Annotated in this window: 24 protein-coding genes and 3 pseudogenes; 3 read left to right on the forward strand and 24 right to left on the reverse strand. The window is 37.4% G+C overall.

The genetic code is table 11. The annotated features are described in order from the left end of the window. Positions 1 to 22: 22 nt before the first annotated feature. Positions 23 to 1,450: a M14 family metallopeptidase gene (locus tag FGL31_RS26875; RefSeq protein WP_232047028.1), complete on the reverse strand. Its 1,428-nt coding sequence runs from the start codon at positions 1,448 to 1,450 to the stop codon at positions 23 to 25. Further along, positions 1,401 to 1,928, reverse strand: a complete 528-nt coding sequence (locus FGL31_RS26880) for a M14 family zinc carboxypeptidase (RefSeq protein WP_232047029.1) — start codon at positions 1,926 to 1,928, stop codon at positions 1,401 to 1,403. The genes FGL31_RS26875 and FGL31_RS26880 overlap by 50 nt, the downstream gene beginning before the upstream one ends. A gap of 113 nt (positions 1,929 to 2,041) precedes the next feature. Between FGL31_RS26880 and FGL31_RS20535 the strand changes: the two genes are divergently transcribed. From FGL31_RS20535 to FGL31_RS30135, 3 genes are all read left to right on the forward strand, one after another. Then, the gene (locus tag FGL31_RS20535) at positions 2,042 to 2,833 is read left to right on the forward strand and encodes a trans-sulfuration enzyme family protein (RefSeq protein ID WP_138094108.1); all 792 of its coding nucleotides are present in this window, start codon (positions 2,042 to 2,044) and stop codon (positions 2,831 to 2,833) included. Further along, complete coding sequence (locus FGL31_RS30130; protein WP_138094109.1) at positions 2,808 to 2,921, forward strand: hypothetical protein; 114 nt, start codon at positions 2,808 to 2,810, stop codon at positions 2,919 to 2,921. Before FGL31_RS20535 ends, FGL31_RS30130 begins: the two co-directional genes overlap by 26 nt. A 152-nt stretch (positions 2,922 to 3,073) precedes the next feature. Beyond that, positions 3,074 to 3,229 carry a PLP-dependent transferase gene (locus tag FGL31_RS30135; protein WP_197734344.1) on the forward strand — a complete coding sequence of 52 codons (156 nt, stop codon included), beginning with the start codon at positions 3,074 to 3,076 and terminating at the stop codon, positions 3,227 to 3,229. A 56-nt stretch (positions 3,230 to 3,285) separates the two neighbouring features. Here the strand turns inward: FGL31_RS30135 and FGL31_RS20555 are convergent. The 22 genes and pseudogenes from FGL31_RS20555 to FGL31_RS20610 all read right to left on the reverse strand — a co-directional run bounded on the left by FGL31_RS20555 (position 3,286) and on the right by FGL31_RS20610 (position 16,413). After that, positions 3,286 to 4,956 (reverse strand): annotated as a pseudogene (locus FGL31_RS20555) (sodium/sugar symporter). Between the two features lie 49 nt (positions 4,957 to 5,005). Then, positions 5,006 to 5,179 carry a hypothetical protein gene (locus FGL31_RS26885; RefSeq protein ID WP_232047030.1) on the reverse strand — a complete coding sequence of 58 codons (174 nt, stop codon included), beginning with the start codon at positions 5,177 to 5,179 and terminating at the stop codon, positions 5,006 to 5,008. 49 nt (positions 5,180 to 5,228) lie between these two features. Then, positions 5,229 to 6,062 carry an aldose epimerase family protein gene (locus FGL31_RS20560; RefSeq protein WP_197734405.1) on the reverse strand — a complete coding sequence of 278 codons (834 nt, stop codon included), beginning with the start codon at positions 6,060 to 6,062 and terminating at the stop codon, positions 5,229 to 5,231. 88 nt (positions 6,063 to 6,150) lie between these two features. Beyond that, positions 6,151 to 6,516: a galactokinase gene (locus FGL31_RS26890; protein WP_232047031.1), complete on the reverse strand. Its 366-nt coding sequence runs from the start codon at positions 6,514 to 6,516 to the stop codon at positions 6,151 to 6,153. Between the two features lie 11 nt (positions 6,517 to 6,527). Continuing rightward, on the reverse strand, positions 6,528 to 6,803 hold the full coding sequence (locus tag FGL31_RS26895) for a galactokinase (protein WP_232047032.1): 276 nt from the start codon (positions 6,801 to 6,803) through the stop codon (positions 6,528 to 6,530). Between the two features lie 11 nt (positions 6,804 to 6,814). After that, the gene (locus FGL31_RS26900) at positions 6,815 to 7,309 is read right to left on the reverse strand and encodes a galactokinase (RefSeq protein WP_232047033.1); all 495 of its coding nucleotides are present in this window, start codon (positions 7,307 to 7,309) and stop codon (positions 6,815 to 6,817) included. Continuing rightward, positions 7,310 to 7,602: pseudogene (galT, locus tag FGL31_RS30140) on the reverse strand (galactose-1-phosphate uridylyltransferase). Further along, entirely contained in the window at positions 7,559 to 8,074 is a 516-nt protein-coding gene (galT, locus tag FGL31_RS26915) for a galactose-1-phosphate uridylyltransferase (protein WP_394366167.1), read from the reverse strand. Before galT (FGL31_RS26915) ends, galT (FGL31_RS30140) begins: the two are co-directional and overlap by 44 nt. Next, positions 8,019 to 8,170 (reverse strand): annotated as a pseudogene (locus tag FGL31_RS26920) (galactose-1-phosphate uridylyltransferase); the annotation flags it as partial. The pseudogene FGL31_RS26920 and the gene galT (FGL31_RS26915), both read right to left, overlap by 56 nt. 235 nt (positions 8,171 to 8,405) lie before the next feature. Continuing rightward, positions 8,406 to 8,705, reverse strand: a complete 300-nt coding sequence (locus tag FGL31_RS28465; RefSeq protein ID WP_317131156.1) for a family 43 glycosylhydrolase — start codon at positions 8,703 to 8,705, stop codon at positions 8,406 to 8,408. After that, positions 8,629 to 9,198, reverse strand: coding sequence for a family 43 glycosylhydrolase (locus tag FGL31_RS26925; protein ID WP_232047036.1), 570 nt, complete (start codon positions 9,196 to 9,198; stop codon positions 8,629 to 8,631). Before FGL31_RS26925 ends, FGL31_RS28465 begins: the two co-directional genes overlap by 77 nt. A gap of 116 nt (positions 9,199 to 9,314) precedes the next feature. Beyond that, positions 9,315 to 9,497, reverse strand: coding sequence for a hypothetical protein (locus tag FGL31_RS26930; protein WP_232047037.1), 183 nt, complete (start codon positions 9,495 to 9,497; stop codon positions 9,315 to 9,317). A gap of 20 nt (positions 9,498 to 9,517) precedes the next feature. Beyond that, positions 9,518 to 10,063 (reverse strand): family 43 glycosylhydrolase, encoded by a 546-nt coding sequence (locus tag FGL31_RS28470; RefSeq protein ID WP_171017745.1) that lies wholly within the window; start codon positions 10,061 to 10,063, stop codon positions 9,518 to 9,520. Between the two features lie 46 nt (positions 10,064 to 10,109). After that, positions 10,110 to 10,460 carry a family 43 glycosylhydrolase gene (locus tag FGL31_RS28475; RefSeq protein ID WP_171017746.1) on the reverse strand — a complete coding sequence of 117 codons (351 nt, stop codon included), beginning with the start codon at positions 10,458 to 10,460 and terminating at the stop codon, positions 10,110 to 10,112. Positions 10,461 to 10,755: 295 nt separating this feature from the next. Beyond that, the gene (locus FGL31_RS26940; protein WP_232047038.1) at positions 10,756 to 11,262 is read right to left on the reverse strand and encodes an exo-alpha-sialidase; all 507 of its coding nucleotides are present in this window, start codon (positions 11,260 to 11,262) and stop codon (positions 10,756 to 10,758) included. A 200-nt stretch (positions 11,263 to 11,462) separates the two neighbouring features. Continuing rightward, the gene (locus FGL31_RS26945; protein WP_232047039.1) at positions 11,463 to 11,672 is read right to left on the reverse strand and encodes a sialidase family protein; all 210 of its coding nucleotides are present in this window, start codon (positions 11,670 to 11,672) and stop codon (positions 11,463 to 11,465) included. Continuing rightward, positions 11,650 to 11,850, reverse strand: a complete 201-nt coding sequence (locus tag FGL31_RS26950) for a sialidase family protein (RefSeq protein ID WP_232047040.1) — start codon at positions 11,848 to 11,850, stop codon at positions 11,650 to 11,652. The genes FGL31_RS26945 and FGL31_RS26950 overlap by 23 nt, the downstream gene beginning before the upstream one ends. Positions 11,851 to 11,928: 78 nt before the next feature. Beyond that, on the reverse strand, positions 11,929 to 12,135 hold the full coding sequence (locus FGL31_RS26955; RefSeq protein WP_232047041.1) for an AGE family epimerase/isomerase: 207 nt from the start codon (positions 12,133 to 12,135) through the stop codon (positions 11,929 to 11,931). A gap of 336 nt (positions 12,136 to 12,471) precedes the next feature. Next, positions 12,472 to 12,951: an AGE family epimerase/isomerase gene (locus tag FGL31_RS26960; RefSeq protein ID WP_232047042.1), complete on the reverse strand. Its 480-nt coding sequence runs from the start codon at positions 12,949 to 12,951 to the stop codon at positions 12,472 to 12,474. 169 nt (positions 12,952 to 13,120) lie between these two features. Then, positions 13,121 to 13,363: a hypothetical protein gene (locus tag FGL31_RS20600; RefSeq protein WP_138094115.1), complete on the reverse strand. Its 243-nt coding sequence runs from the start codon at positions 13,361 to 13,363 to the stop codon at positions 13,121 to 13,123. Continuing rightward, positions 13,335 to 15,203, reverse strand: a complete 1,869-nt coding sequence (locus FGL31_RS20605) for a GDSL-type esterase/lipase family protein (RefSeq protein WP_138094117.1) — start codon at positions 15,201 to 15,203, stop codon at positions 13,335 to 13,337. Before FGL31_RS20605 ends, FGL31_RS20600 begins: the two co-directional genes overlap by 29 nt. Next, positions 15,187 to 16,413: an MFS transporter gene (locus FGL31_RS20610; protein WP_138094119.1), complete on the reverse strand. Its 1,227-nt coding sequence runs from the start codon at positions 16,411 to 16,413 to the stop codon at positions 15,187 to 15,189. Before FGL31_RS20610 ends, FGL31_RS20605 begins: the two co-directional genes overlap by 17 nt. Positions 16,414 to 16,424: the final 11 nt, after the last annotated feature.

Genomic DNA, 16,424 nt, shown 5'->3' on the forward strand with positions numbered 1-16,424 from the left:
ATCTATTTCATCCCATTTAACTCTAGAAAAAATCCGATGGATTGATCAATATAATTGGATATTGTAATTGCTGGTCGAAATAATGCCATACTTCCCCAACATTTGTAGCGCGTTGCCCCTCTCCTGCCATCATCAGCACTTTTGGTGTTTTGATGGTTTTCACATCAGAACTTCCTAAATCCTTACCGCCCTCAACAATGCCCGACTGAATAGCATATATCTTTACTTTGAGTCGATCCGATTCTTCCTTCAATATTTTCTCGGTATTGGATTGTTTATTACCGATCTTCATCACCAACAGTGATCCTTTTGGAAATTCCTCAGAACCGATTTTAAAAGTTTGATCTGATGCTTTAACAGTGATTTTATTCCTTAATAATGCAGCTAAAAGTTGAGCAGAAGAAAATCCATCCCATTTTATGGCATATCCAAAAGTTGAGCCGATGGTATTAGAAATAGTTTCTAACTGATAGGGATTTAAGCTGGAGATTTTAGTCTTGGATGCAATTGCTGGTAGTCCGTAAACATAGGGCAATGACCAAGCAGTGATATCATAAGTGACAGAATCGGTCAACTTCGCCTCTGGTTCAAATAATACACGAATCAGTGCAGCCTTTGATTGATTTCCCGGAATCACTAAGTCTTTAGAATTTAAACTATGTTTTTCCTCTTTTTTGCTGAAATAATCAAATCCCTTTATAGTACCTGAGGATGAATAATAATTGATCTTGTTCTTTTCCAATAATTCGATTAAAGCTCGCATGGTTTTATCCCTGCTATTGTCGTATTTTACAACATAAGTTTGAAAAGAAGATAACTTTCCTGCTGCTGCATCATCTCCAAATTTTTTAAATTCAGAAACGACTCTGCCAGCATTCTGTGATACTATTTCGATCACATTTAATCCGGAGGCATGATGTTGAATAGCGCGATCAACGAGAGTCAATGTATCCTTATCATCTGTGTACACTCCCAATCCTGCAGAACTATTGCCAGCCTTCTCGAAAGTCATTCCTATAGCCCCTGAATAGATAGGATAAGTATCTCCATACGATGGATAAAATAAGTCAAAACGTTCTTTAGTAAAATATAACCACCCTTTTGAATCAAAATATTTTGCATTATGTTGGCCAATAGTGGTTTGAAATTCTCGTTGCCATGGCGTTATTACCTCATGCAATGGTTCTGCTGCTGGCGGAAAATAATAAGGTGAATTTATTCCCTGTTCATGAAAATCAACATGAATGTGTGGCAGCCATTTATTATAAATCATGGCTCTTAATGCGCTTTCTTTTTGTGTTTGCCAAGCCCAATCACGGTTCATGTCAAAATAATAATGATTATACCTGCCTCCAGGCCAAGGCTCTCTGTGTTCGCGAGCATATAATTCCGGATTATATTTAATCCCAACAACCACCATTGTACCAGTTATTATAACGTTCCGTTCCATCTGGATTTAAACAAGGATCCAAGATCACTAAAGTATTCTCCAACCAGGATTTACTTTTACTATTGTTCGGGTTTACTAACTCAAACAAAGTCATCATCGATGCTTCTATCGAAGAAGTTTCATTCCCATGGACGTTATTGCTTATCCATACAATAGCAGGAGAAGTTGTTGTGCCCACACCTTCTATAGCATGTGCTAATTTTAAATTGTTGGTCCTTATATTTTCTAGATTCCCAATATGTTGAGCAGAGGAAATATAGAATACTTTAAGAGGTCTACCTTCATTAGACTCTCCATAAGATTCCATTTTCACTTGGTTTGGGACCTGAGTGGCAATATATTGGTAATATTCCAAAACCTTCCAATGCGGAGTTACCTTTGAACCTATTTGATATCCAAGGTATTCAGATGGAGACTTAATCTGAGCAAATGATAAGGTAGAAAGAAGACAAGCCAGAACGGCAAGTATTTTTTTCATAATATTTGAGGTAAATTAAGGTTAATTATATTAAACAAATCGAAGCTGAAATTAAGTATTTACAAGTTATTTTTTTAATTTTCATTCCTTTATTTTTTTAAAAACAACCTGCTATGTCTCATATAGAAACCGATCTAATCCATAAAGGGAAAGAATTCAACGAAAGTAAAGCCGTTGTAACCCCAATCTATCAAACTTCAACATACTTCGCAGATGAAGATCTCAAGGAGTATATTGTAGCCGCAACAGAAACAAAACACCCTAATTTTTATCATCGCCACGGAAATCCTACGAATTCTCAAGCCGCATCTATTGTCGCAAGTCTTGAAAAAACTGAAGATGCACTGGTATTGGCAACAGGTATGGCTGCTATTTCAACCGCCATCTTAAGTGTCGTTAAAGCAGGTGACCATGTGGTAACTCAAAATTCGCTCTATTCTGGTGCTATGCTCTTTTTTAAGGAATTTTTGTCAGATTATGGTGTAGAGGTAACCCACGTCGATCAAAAGGACAATCAGGCATTCGAAAAAGCGTTAAGACCAAACACAAAATTGATCTATGTCGAAACACCCTCCAACCCTAATCTGGATATTACTGACCTGCAATTTATTGCAGACCTTGGTAAAAAGCATAAGATTACGACAATGGCAGACAATACTTTCGCCTCGCCAATCAATCAGTCCCCTAAAGATCTGGGAATAGATGTAATTATCCATTCAGCTACTAAATATTTAGGCGGCCATAGTGATTTAACAGCAGGAGTGGTATGTGGAACTAAGGATTTTATTGAAAAGGTATGGCGAAGATCACTTGTTCTTGGAGGGTCATTAAGCCCATTTGATTCTTGGCTTTTATTAAGAGGGCTTGAAAACACTATCCATGCGGGTAAAACAGATCAACAGTAACTCTCTAGCGTTAGCAGAATTTTTCGAAAAACACTCTGCAATTAAGTATACTGGATTATATAGGTTTGAAGTCGCACCCTCAATATGACCTTGCACAAAAACAAATGCGTGGTGGAACGGGGATGTTATGCATTGAAGTGATTGGAAATGAAGAAAAACGCCTACCAAAATGCTCAATCTGTACTGAATAAATTGAAGATTTTCGCCAATGCGCTAGCCTTGGAGGTGTAGAATCTCTCGTTGTCCACCCAGCTAGCATGTGGGGTTCACATCACCGATAAATCCCAAAAATCAACCTCTGGAATAACGACTGGGATGTTAAGAATTTCAGTAGGAATTGAACATATAGACGATCTAATTCAGGATTTTGATCAAGCTCTAAAAGAGATAAAATAAAAAAAATCCCTTGACTAAAAAAAAGTCAAGGGGATTTTTTTAACTCTATATTATACCTACCAAAAGATAGTATACAAGGCTGCTGTAATACCAATTACAAGTAATGCACCAACTGCAAAACCTGTTTTTGTCTTGAACATCGTAGCGTCGATTTCCAAACCATTGGTAACAACACCTTTTTTGTTTTCATACATACTTATAAAGTACATACCGATTAAACAGAAGATGAAAACAAAGCCGATACGATCAATGAATGGAATTTCGTAAACCCCGTCCACAGGAATAGCAAATCCTGTAGAAGCTAAGAAAGAAAGATCCATGAAATTAGGCAAGAATTTCAATACAATTGACAGTATGAAACCTACTATTGTAGCAAACAATGCTGCATTTGAGGTCGTTTTCTTCCAAAAGAATCCCAATAAGAACATCGCAAATACACCCGGAGATACAAACCCTGTATACTCTTGAATATATTGGAAACCACCTTTCTTGTCAATACCTAAATATGGAGCAATAAAAATTGCTAAGATCATAGAAAACAACAATAGTAATCTTCCCAACATTCACTAATTTCTTTTCAGTAGCATCTTTATCAAAAATCTTTTTATAAATATCCAATGAGAATATAGTAGCAACTGAATTTGCTTTACCTGCCAAAGATGCAACAACCGCAGCGGTTAACGCCAGCAAATGATAGTCCTTTAAGACCTGTAGGTAATAAATTCAATAATACCGGGTATGCTCTATCTGGATTCAATTCTCCACCAGCAATCATCTCTTGTTGGAATAATCCATCATTATATAAAACATAAGCAGCGATACCAGGTAATACTACGATCAATGGCATAAGTAATTTTAAAACTGCAGCGAACAATAAACCGTTTCTAGCGGTCGGAAGATCCGCGCCTAATGCACGCTGAGTGATGTACTGATTACATCCCCAATAGTTCAAGTTGATAACCCACATACCACCTATCAAAACTGATAATCCAGGCAAGTCAATATAATTCGGGTTGTCAGGCTTCAAGATCATGTGGAAATGATCTTGAGCTTTCTCATGAACAATACCAAATCCATCCAGTACTCCTGTCCCACCGAAATGATCTGAAACAAGGTTTAATGCCAAATAAGTGGTTGCTAGACCTCCCAAAATCAAAAAGAATACTTGGATTACATCGGTGTAACCAATTACTTTCATACCTCCTAAGGTGATGAAAATCGCGAATACGGCCAAACCAATTCATACAGACCTGGAAATCCAATCCTGAAATACTGGAGACTGCCAATGCCCCTAAGAACAAAATGGATGTTAGGTTTACCACAATATACAATAACAGCCAAAACACCGCCATAATCATGGCTACAGTTCCATTGTACCGCTGGTGTAAGAACTGTGGCATCGTGAAGATTTTGTTCTTGAGATAAACTGGAAGGAAAAATACAGCAACTACGATCAATGTCACTGCCGCCATCCATTCATAAGTTGCAATAGCCAATCCAATCTTAAATCCTGAACCACTCATGCCGATAAATTGCTCAGCAGAAATATTCGAGGCAATCAAAGAAGCTCCAATTGCCCACCATGTCAAGGAACCTTCAGCCAAGAAATAATCCTTAGAATCCCCAGAAGCGGATTTCTTCTTATAATAAATGTAAAGTCCATACCCTGCTACTATTATGAAGTAGCATAGGAATACGATATAGTCTTTGGTTTCCATGGTTTTTATTTAGTCGTAAACTTGTAAACAGATTTGCTGGTATAGGTTTCTCCAGGATTTAATGATGTAGATGGAAAATTAGGCTGGTTTGGAGAATCTGGGAAAATGTTGGGTCTCCCAAACATAATCCCGTACGGAAACTATCCTTAGCACCATTTTTAAGTGTTACATTGTCCGCCATAAAATTCCCACTGTAAAACTGAATTCCAGGTTCTTCAGTATAGATGTCCATTACGATGCCAGATTTATCTCCTGTTAAAGTTCCTGCATGGTTTAGCCCATCAACTTTTTGTCCCGTTTAAAACCCAATTATGATCATAGCCTTTTCCAAATTTCAATTGCTCGTTGTCCTGTTCAATATCTTGGCCTATCGTTTTTGAAGTGGTGAAATCAAAAGGAGTATCTTTAACACCTGCCAATTCTCCAGTAGGAATCAAAGTACTGTCTACAGGAGTATACTTATCAGCATTAAGTTTCAAAGTATGTCCTAGAATAGTACCACTGCCTTCACCATTTAAATTGAAATATGCATGATTTGTTAAGTTAATAACTGTTTTCTTATCAGAAGTAGCTTTATATGCAATCGTCAATTCATTATTATCTGACAAACTATATGTTACTTCAATATGAATTGGTCCGGGAAATCCTTCAGCTTTGTCAGGAAGTGTTAATGCGAATGTGATAACCTTATCATTTACAGTTTTGACTTCCCAATTTTGAAAATGCAAGCCTTTAACTCCACCATGCAAGGTATTGGGACCATTGTTGGTTGGAGTGGTAAATTCCTCCCCATCGATACTAAATTTACCCTTTGCAATCCGATTACCAAATGGACCGACAATAGGTCCAAAGAAAGGCTCTTTTGGGTTGTTGTAGTCAGCAGCTTTATTAAACCCCAAGACAACATCTGTTAAAGTACCATTTTTATCAGGAACTTGCAGTCCCACGATTCTTGCTCCGAAATTTGTGAAATATGCCGTTGCACCAGATGAGTTCTTTAACGTATAAAGCTTGACAGATTTTCCATCAATATCTCCTGAAAATGAGGTGGAATCTAAGATTGTAACAACAGAATCTGTACTGTCGGCCAGTAATGTTGCTTTCCTGCTTACTATTTTGCTGACATGCTATAGGCGCAAAAAAGGGAGCCCGCAAGCAACGTTTTTAAGATAGATTTATTCATTGGTTAGTTTATAATTAAGTCTAATATACTAATTCTGAGCCATTATCAGTTTTAACAAAAATAGGTGTTAGCTCAAGGTTAAATTCTTTTTTGTAGACAGGCGATATGGAATCCACTAATTGCTGTCCGAAACCCTTCTTTACAATATTAATGGTGCATCCCCCAAAACCACCTCCCATCATTCTTGCTCCCAAAACTTCAGGAAATTTCTTAGCATTTTCTACCAAAAAGTCCAATTCATCACAACTAACTTCATACTCCTTACTCAAACCCTCATGAGCTCTAAACATTTGTCTGGCCCATTTCTTGGATATCACCTCTATCCATAGCCTCACAAGCCTTGGCAAGTCTTTCGTTTTCCTCCACCACAAACTTCCCTTTAACATAACTGTCGTTATCAATAGGCTGCACAAATCTCATCCAGCATTTCAATAGTTACATCTCTCAAGCTATTTACTTCAGGATATTTTTCCTTTACTAAGGCTACTGCCTTTTCACATGAATGCCTTCGGTCATTATATGCAGATGAGGCCAAGGAATGCTTAACGTTCGTGTTTAACAACACGATCTCGTAATCTCCAAGCTCCAAAGGAACATAGCTATAAGAAAGATCTCTGCAGTCTAATCTAACTACATGGTTCTCCTTGCTCAATACCGAAGCAAACTGATCCATTATTCCACATTTTACCCCCTGCATAAGTGTGGTTCAGCAAGCTGACCAATTTTTGCAATGGAAACCCTGTCAATATTCAGATCAAAAAGTTCATTCAATCCAAAACCTGTAGCACATTCTACTGCTGCAGATGATGAAAGACCAGCCCCCACAGGTATGTCCCCATCTATATAAAGGTTAAATCCCGAAATCTTATATCCACGATCCTTCAATTGATTAACTACTCCAAGAATATAATTTGGCCAGCCATTATCGGTTGGTGAAACATCTTTTAAATCAACTTGAAAAGACTCATTAAAATCCTCTGCAAATAAATGAATCTCTGTATCATTACGCTTCCCTAAAGCCACATATACAGCTTTGTCAATTGCAGTAGGCAGAACGAATCCTTCGTTATAATCCGTATGTTCTCCAATTATATTAATTCTTCCGGGCGATTTGGAAACTAATGCTGGATCTACTCCCGTACAATTCCTTATACTTAGCACTAATTTGGTCTCTCTCAATCATTTGGTATTAGATTTATAATGTATGGTGGGTTGATTTCTGATGATTTCTGCTGCTTTTTCTGCAGTAATATCTCTTTGGGGATTAGCTAACATCTCATAACCTACCATAAATTTCTTTACAGTCGCTGAACGCAGTAATGGTGGATAAAAATGCATATGCCCAATGCCAAAAATCCTGGTTCCCCATTGTTTACAGGAGCTTGGTGCATCCCTGCAGAATATGGGAAAGTCGTTGAAAATATATTATCATAACGGATGGTTAGCTCCTGTAAGGTTCTTGCTAAATCCAAACTTTTCTTCTTCAGAAAACTCAGTGATATCCGTAACCTGACGCTTACTGATCAGCAGGGTTTCAAATGGCCATGCCGCCCAAAATGGAACTAAAGCCACAAAATGCTCATTGTCAATGATAATTCGTTCTTTTTTCTCTAATTCTAAGGCTAGATAATCAGATAATAAAGACTTTTTATTTTTTAGGAAATATTCCTGCTGCTGCTTTTCCTCTTTGAGGATTTCCATGGGTAACTTACTTTCCGCCCAAATCTGACCATGAGGATGTGGGTTGCTACAGCCCATAATAGATCCTTTGTTTTCGAATATCTGAATGTATTTAACCCATTCATTGGACGCTAAAGAGGTAAATTCGCTCTGCCATACATCAACGACCTTTTTGATATCCTCAACATCCATTTCAGGAAGAGTCAAATCATGCCTTGGAGTAAAATGCAAAAACTTTACAAATTCCTCGCTCAGTTTCAGCAACTAATAATCCTTCTTCATTTATATTTCCTTCTTCAGTATCTTTCAACAGAGCAGAAAAGTCGTTGACAAAAACAAACTCTCCTTATAATTGGGATTTTCACTGCCATCTGCCCGTTTATTCCCTGGACAGAGATAGCAATTTGGATCATATTCAGCCTTTTATCTAAGGATAAATTCCTCCACTTGCCCCTGCCATGGTCGCTTGCTGCGATGTGGCGAAACAAGAATTCTTTCCCTGTTAATATGTTTAAGCGAGTGGTGTGGTACGTCATTAATTGCAAAATCTGGCATAGGTGGTTCTTCAATTAGTTCTCCTAAGATACAAATTCCATCAATTATTTGTAGTAGGACCGTGTACTTTTAACACACCTTGAGAATCTATCTCTATCGGATCTATAAAAACAACCCGATCATTGCCCGTCTTTGTAGTCCTTCCATGATATACACAGTACATTTTACCATCTTTGCCAACAAAAATGGAATTATGGCCAGTCCCTGTAACATCGCCACCTTTATCATTATTTTTCTCCAAGACTGGATTGGCAGCAGATTTCTTAAATGGCCCTAGTGGATTTTTTGAAGTCGCATATCCAACAGCATAATAAGGTCCAGCATAATGATTTCGCAGAATACATCATGTAATAAAGATTATTATGCTTAAAAAGATAAGACCCTTCGGTCCATCGACGATTTATCTCAGCATTGTTAACTGATCTGCTTTCCCATTCTGCTTGTTTATCATTGATTTTTACTGGTGGACGCAATAATAATTTCGGTTCTCCGATTACCCCACTCAAATCAGGCTTCAACTCAACTCCGTAAACCCAACTCTCTTCAATCTCATCATATAAACCTTTCTTTTTTGCCCAAGCAGCAATTTCTGATTCTACAGGATGCTTATAACAGCACCTCGAATAATAAAGGTATTTCTTGCCATCCTCACTCACATATACATTTGCATCAATGATTGGATATCCTGGATCAAATAACGGTTTATCATCAATGTCTATAAAACGGACCAGTTGGCTTGTCAGGAAACTGCGACGGCCTATTTTATAATTCTCCAACTCATTATTAGGATTTTCCTTTCCAATGTGCACTATAGAACAGATAAAATTTATCATTCCATTTATAAACTTCGGGTGCCCAAAAATCTTTCGTTCCCCATGATTTCTCCTGTAGGTTTAGTGTAAATAACTCCTTCATTCTCCCAATCTTTCAAATCCTTTGGAAGAATATACTACAAAAACCATTCTTTGTACCCACCAGTGCCATACAGATAATAGGTGTCCTGCTTGTCATCATAAAATAATGTATGGATCGCCCCAATGCAACCGGACAATGGATTCCCTGGCAACTCTTGTGAATTTGCAACATTGCTCAACAAAAACAATAATCCTAAACAAAATAATCTGATTTTCATATAAAATTTTAAAGCTGAATTTAATTTATGACTGGTTTTTTCTGTTTCTTGTTCTGAGGTTTGCCTCCCCCGATAATCGGCCATTCACCTTCCCAAACTAATGGATCCAACATTAGCATTCTTCTAGACGTACCGTTTCCAAGTTTCCCTTGATTCTTATCAATCGCATGATAATAAATCCAATCCTGACCTTTGGCGTCAGTTATAACCCCTGATGTATGTCCTGGGCCGACGATATCTTCAGAACCCTGCATTACAATAGTTCCATTTCCTCTTTCCTTGATATCCCTTCCCTCTTTGTCCACATAAGGTCCTAATAGATTCTTCGATCTAGCTACCAAAACATGATATTTACTATTAGCTCCCTCACAACAACTTCCCTTAGATCCTAAAAAATAATAATACCCATTCTTCTTAAAAATGGTGACCGCCTCATAATCACCTGCTGCGATTTTTACTTTCTGTCCAATATTGACTTTTTTGCCATCTTCACTCAATTCCAAAGCAAAAGTACCTTGCCCAGGAGTATCTGAGAAACTTCCCCAAAAAAATATAATTCTTCCCATTATCAGCAATAAAAAAAGGATCAATGAATTAGGAACACTCATAGATTCACTGTCGAACAAACTTCCCCTGATCTATAAATGGCCTTTTGGAGAATCCGAAATAGCCAAAACCTACACCTGGGTTTTTATCGCCCCACGTTGAATAAGAATAGTATAAATAGTATTTCCCGTTCACTAAATTAATATCTGGAGCCCAGATGCCGCCAGCACCTTTCCAAGAAGGTTTTTCTTGAAAGGCAGGACCAACATAACTCCAATTCACCATATCTTTGGATTCCAAAATTGGAACCAACCTAGATCCTTGACCATCATCCCAATTGTCTTGAGTACCATATGCATAAAACAGCTTTGTTTTTAGGATCTTGAAGCACCGTAGGATCAGCCAAGACAGGCTCAAAAACAGGATTCTGAAAAGTATTTCCCCCTTCAACAAATGAACTCGAAACCGCAGAATTCCTTTTTGCACATGAATCAAAAAAAGAAACAGAAATCAACACCAAAGCTATTAAAAATGAATTTCTAACCACTGGTACATAAATTAGAGTTTTAATATAAACTATACTTCTCAGAAACATATCGTGAAAAAAGTTTAGAATGGTTTAACAATGTAGATAAAATTCAATTTACAGGATTTTTTTGACAATATGCACTTTAAAAAACAAAACCCTAAGCAATTAGCCTAGGGTTTTAACTTATTTAATCTTCTCAGTCAGAAAAATGATTTCTTTATAATTGTCTTTCTCGTAAAGAATACCAATAGTATTGGGTTTTATCAGTACAATGTCTGAATAGGCTGAATATGCACCTTTGTAACCCTCAGGAGCTTTGGCAATCAATTTATTATAATACCAAGACTTTCCCTTATCTTTTGATAGCCTCAAGGTCAAGTTATTACGATCTTTCTCATCTGCAGCATTAATATGAGCCAAAATAAATTTTTTACCTTTTTTCCATGATAAAGCAGATCCTTGATTGATTGGATCAGGTAGATTAGCATCAGGAGATGAACTCACCCATGTCTGTCCAGCATCTTTAGAAATCGAAATAACCCTTTGTTTAGGAGTCAATTGTTGGTTCCGAGAACTCATATACACTTCATTGTCTCCTATTTGAGCAGCAATAGATTCATTCGTTCCGGGATACGGAAGGTTATCACTCAATTTAAAGGTTTTTCCATGATCGTCAGAATAAAAAGGCATGAGCATTCCAATCTTTACCTTGTGGCTGTGGGATCCCCGGCACTGTGATTGGCAGCGATGTAAATCCTACCTTTATTAGGCCCTGAAACAAATTGAAATCCATGCCCTGGTGTATTTGCATAGGTTCTCCAATCCTCAGAAAAAGAATATTCAGGATTTATTTCTGTTTGTTTTTGGCCTATGTGTCTGCGTTGTGATGTTCACAGGTTCTGACCATGTTTTGCTCCATCAGTCGAGGTAATGTACCATACTTCTCGTAGACCTTTACCTTTTCTCACTTCGCCTTCATGATTATTTCCGGTATTATAAAAAAGGAATATTCTACCTTCAGGATATGCAGGGTCCAATAAATCTGCTACTGGGGCTGCATTTCCCGCTTGAAGTTTATCATAGTCTGCCGCAACCTTCAAATCCCCCCCAAGTCTTGCCGTTATCCTTGCTAACTTTATATACAATGTCCACATTGCCATAATCTCCCGCATGATCTACACGGCCTTCGGAAAAAGCAATCAATTCCCCATTCTTGTTTTTTATTATGGCAGGAATTCTATAGCTCGCATAGCCCATCATCCCCAGATCTAAATACAACAGTTTCTTGCGCTTGAACCCCAGAAAGTAAGCAAACAGCTAATAATGATAATAATAGTTTTTTCATATTTGGTAAATTTAAACTTTGAACTTATTGATTACTGCCCAACAATACCATTCTTGCCTAGGCAAATGAAAAGGTCCTTTAAACATATTGCCTTTCGCAGTTTGGGCAATACTTCCATCTTTATGAAGATAACCAAACCATTCCCCATGTTCACTATCATGAAAATGCTTATAGGCATAATCATGGATAAGTTTATGCATCGTTGAATATTTTCTCATCCTTGGTTATTAAATAAGCTAATAGACAAGCAATTATGGTTTCATTCTGTGGCCACCAAAATTTTCATATCTTGCCAATACTCCTGCACCGGCTTGTTATAGACATCTCGGAAATATAAGATTCCACCATGTTCCTCATCCCAACCTCTTTCCCACATATAATCCAACATCCTTAACCCCTAAATCAATCAAATGTTGATCCATGCCTCGATAAATGGCTTCATGTAAAATAAAACCATGCGCCCTCAATAGCATGACCTGGATTTAATGTCCTGCCCATCAATGTGATCTATAATATCCCCATCTAATGAAACCTGCTCCATAACACAGCGAATATCATCTTTTACAAAATTTTTCCTCAATTTCTTTGATCCAGCCCATGATAGCTTCGTCACACCGAGGGTCACCGATTGTTTCCCTCAATTGCTGCGCTGTATTGCACATAATCATTGGAATGCCAATACCTTTACTTGGTCTTGTATCCTCAAACTTTGGATCCATTACCCTTTTTCCATTAGCATATTCTAAACAAACGGTAAACATTTCCCTCGCAAAAGTTGCTGCCTCACCACTGCCAGAAGCTTTAGCATAGGCAGCGCTCGCAATAACAGCAAATGTTTCCGAGAAAAAATAGCGACGCATCCGAATCGGATTTCCTTCACGGTCCACATGAAAATACATCTTGCCATCAGGGTTGAAACACTTATCCCTGATAAATTCGTAGCCTAGTCTTGCACCTTCCAAACCATTCTTGACGTGGCTCCACTGTATTGTACAATGTTGATAGTAAACCAACATGCTCGCCCCTGAATCCAAACAGCTTTATCCGTATCTATCAATGTGCCGTCATAGTCCCGCATCAATAAATAACCCCCGAATTCATGATCATATGATCTAGGAAAACCAAAATGGAACCGTATCGTTTATTAATTGATTTTTATAAAATTCAGCTAGATTGTCCAGCTCTTCATTTGTATACATTTTTTTAGTTTTTTATTGAAAAGGTCGAAACAGGAACTGATTCTTCATTCATTAAATTTGCCCTTGTAAATGCCTGATAACCATAATATATCTTAGACAAAGATTTTGGATTAAATAGGATGACTTTATTCCCTTTTATCTCTTTAACATGTAAGACTTCAAACTCCCCATTATTATCCATTCCTTGAAATCCAATAACCTCTTTGCCACCTAATACTTTAATATTTTTTGGCGTTATTGAACTCAATCACGAATAAATTGTTCTTTATTGGATAGGCTTTGATTGGCTGTGGAGTATCCGAGTTGATATTTTTTCCAAACTCATGTTTCTTAACGAGATTAGACAAACGGATACCAATTGGAATTTTGTCTTTAGGGTGCACTTCAAGAGAATCACCTAAGTCTGAACTAACAGCCATAAATACATTTGGAATTTCTGAACAAATCAACCTTTGGCTATCCCTAAAATATGGCCAAGAGGGACGATCGATACTAGATAGTTGTACAACATAAAAGGGAAGTTTGTCCTTGACATTGCCACTATTAGCAAAATTCTTGCGCCAGGAATGAACGAGGGTTTTAAATAAATGTTCGTGCAGTTCAACGTTATGAGCATTACTCTCCCCTTGATACCATAGGACAGCCTTAATATTAGTATTCTTCCATTTCACTAATCCTGCTTCAAAGTTGTAAGAAGGATCAAATGGGTGACGCTGGTGTTTTATACTAGACTGCTTCAAATTTACTCCAGCTCTTTCTTTACAGAAATCTTGAATGAAATCTGATTTTCTCCAAGTATGGATGTATCCCGCAAGTAAATCATCACTCTCCAAGCATTCCCTAGAAATCCAAGACTCGGTATTAGAGCCTCCAACAGCCAATTCAATAATACCAACCGGAACATTGCTGTCTTGATGGATATCCAATCCAAAACTATAAGCAATCGCTGAAAAATTCGATGAATTTTCAGCGTTCAGAGTTTCCCAGGTTCCTGTGAAAAATTCCAGATCGTTCACCTTTTTCAAAATATCAGTACTCCATTCAGAATTGTTCGTTTCTACTAGATTTTTGCTCTTGAAGATTCTGATTTGATTATTTAAACTTGCATTCCCTATCAGCGGTTCAGAATTTTTTGCCAATTTTAATGGGAATGCCATGTTGGATTGCCCAGATGCCAAATAAACATCTCCAAACAAAATATTCCCTAATAAAATAGAATCCTGATCAGTCTTAATCTTTATTAAATATGGACCTCCGGCAGAATGGGGATTAATACCTACTTCCCAATTCCCTAATTCATCAGCTTGGGAGGAATAAGTCTTGTTCTCTAATTCAAGGATTACCTTTTCTTTAGAAGATGCTTTACCATAAATAGAAACTTTTTCGTCGCGTTGAAGAACCATATTTGACCCAATTGTATTAGAAACAGATAATTTCTGCCTAACAGGAACAATATGTTTAAATACATTTTCTGCTAATATCTTTGCACCTTGTTCATTTGGATGCAGATAATCATCAAAAAGATCTATGCGGCTTGCTAAAGATATTTTGTTGTCAATAAGTCTATAGTTGTTTAAGATAGCTATATCTTCAATATTTTTTTGAATCTGGTTGTACCATTCCCTTGTTCCGGATAAAAATCGTGCATGTCCACTGAAAATGGGAGTCATCTGACATACATAAATCTCAATATTAGGGTTATGTTGTTTAAATAATGAGACTAGCTTATAATAATCCTTCGTAAAATCTAATTTATAATTTGGCCAGTTTCTCGGATCTGTATCATTTAATCCTAATGATATCACCACGATATCTGGACTGAATTCTAAAGCATCCTTTAACTCTTCTGATTTTAAATAGGGATTATGTCCTTTTTCCAATAAGGTAGCGCCGCTTTTTCCAAAATTACCAACCACAAATCCCTCACCTAATAATTCTTGCAATTGCGCAGGATAGGATTTCCCATTAGCCAAATTATATCCTTTGGTAACAGAATCTCCAATGCATGCAACCCTCTTTTTTGTTTGCGCAAAGAGAGAACTAATGGAGATGAAAATGAAAAACAAAAATTTAATCGATTGCTTCATTATACTTTGGTTTTAAAACAGCCAATTGAATAATCAAAACTATCAACACTATTCCTGCCAATAGGGCGAAATCACTTCCTAATTGCCCTGCATCTGCAGAAGCACCCAATAATTTAGTAATATATGCACCAGCAAAAACACCAACCATATTCATAATACCATATGCTGTAGCTCTGTATTTGGAAGAAACAAATTGACAGAGAATAGGCATATTATTGGCATCGAACATGCCAAAGCCAAACCCAAACATCAAACCAGCTAAGACAATAGCAAACACACTATGCCCATAACCTATGAGAATAACCGCAGGAATAGTTAATCCAAGACCTATTGCACTTGTATAAATCCTCCCCCGCAAGTTTCTTTGAATCCATTTGTCTGAAATAATTCCGCCAGATATAACCCCAAAGAACGATGACAGAGCAATTGTTATGGTAGCCAATGGACCAGCTTGTTCCATCGGTATGTGCAAATTCTCTGAGAATAAAGTTGGCAACCAATTCTTTGTTGCCCAGCCCGGCAAACTTGGAACAGCAAAGTATAGCAAAATCACCCAAAACGCTACGTTTGAAAACAATAAGGATATACCTTTGAATAATGAGGTCTTATCTCCAATAATTTTTTTAGCAACAGATCTATGGTCTGTTTCATGTAGGAAAAATATCAATACAAAAGAATAAACTATTCCAATCAATCCGAATAATATAAAGGTATAATGCCAGGAAAAAGATGCTGCAACTGTTCCGCCAAACCCTCCCAATGCCTGCCCAAAATAAAACCCTGTCATGTGGATCCCAATTGCCAAAGACCTGCTTTTATCCGAATGGTAATCAGCAATCAATGACAGTCCTGCAGGAATATATAAAGCCTCACTTACACCCATTATAGCTCTTAATGCATATAATTGCTCATAAGTATTGGCATAACCCATAGCCAACGTAACAGCAGACCACACAAACAAACTCCCAACAATCAACCATTTACGGTTCCATTTGTCAGCAACCATTCCTGCAACGGGGCTCATAAATCCATAAATCCACAGAAATACAGCCATTAGATTGCCAAATACAGCAGCACTCTCCAGCTCAACAATATCAATCGCCATTGCCGGACGCATGGTCGACAAAATCTGGCGATCCATATAATTTAACAATGCCACAAACCATAGTAACCCAACAACCACCCAAGGATATTTATTGCTATTTCTCATAGATTATAATT

It is taken from the genome of Sphingobacterium daejeonense, assembly GCF_901472535.1.
GTDB lineage: Bacteria > Bacteroidota > Bacteroidia > Sphingobacteriales > Sphingobacteriaceae > Sphingobacterium > Sphingobacterium daejeonense.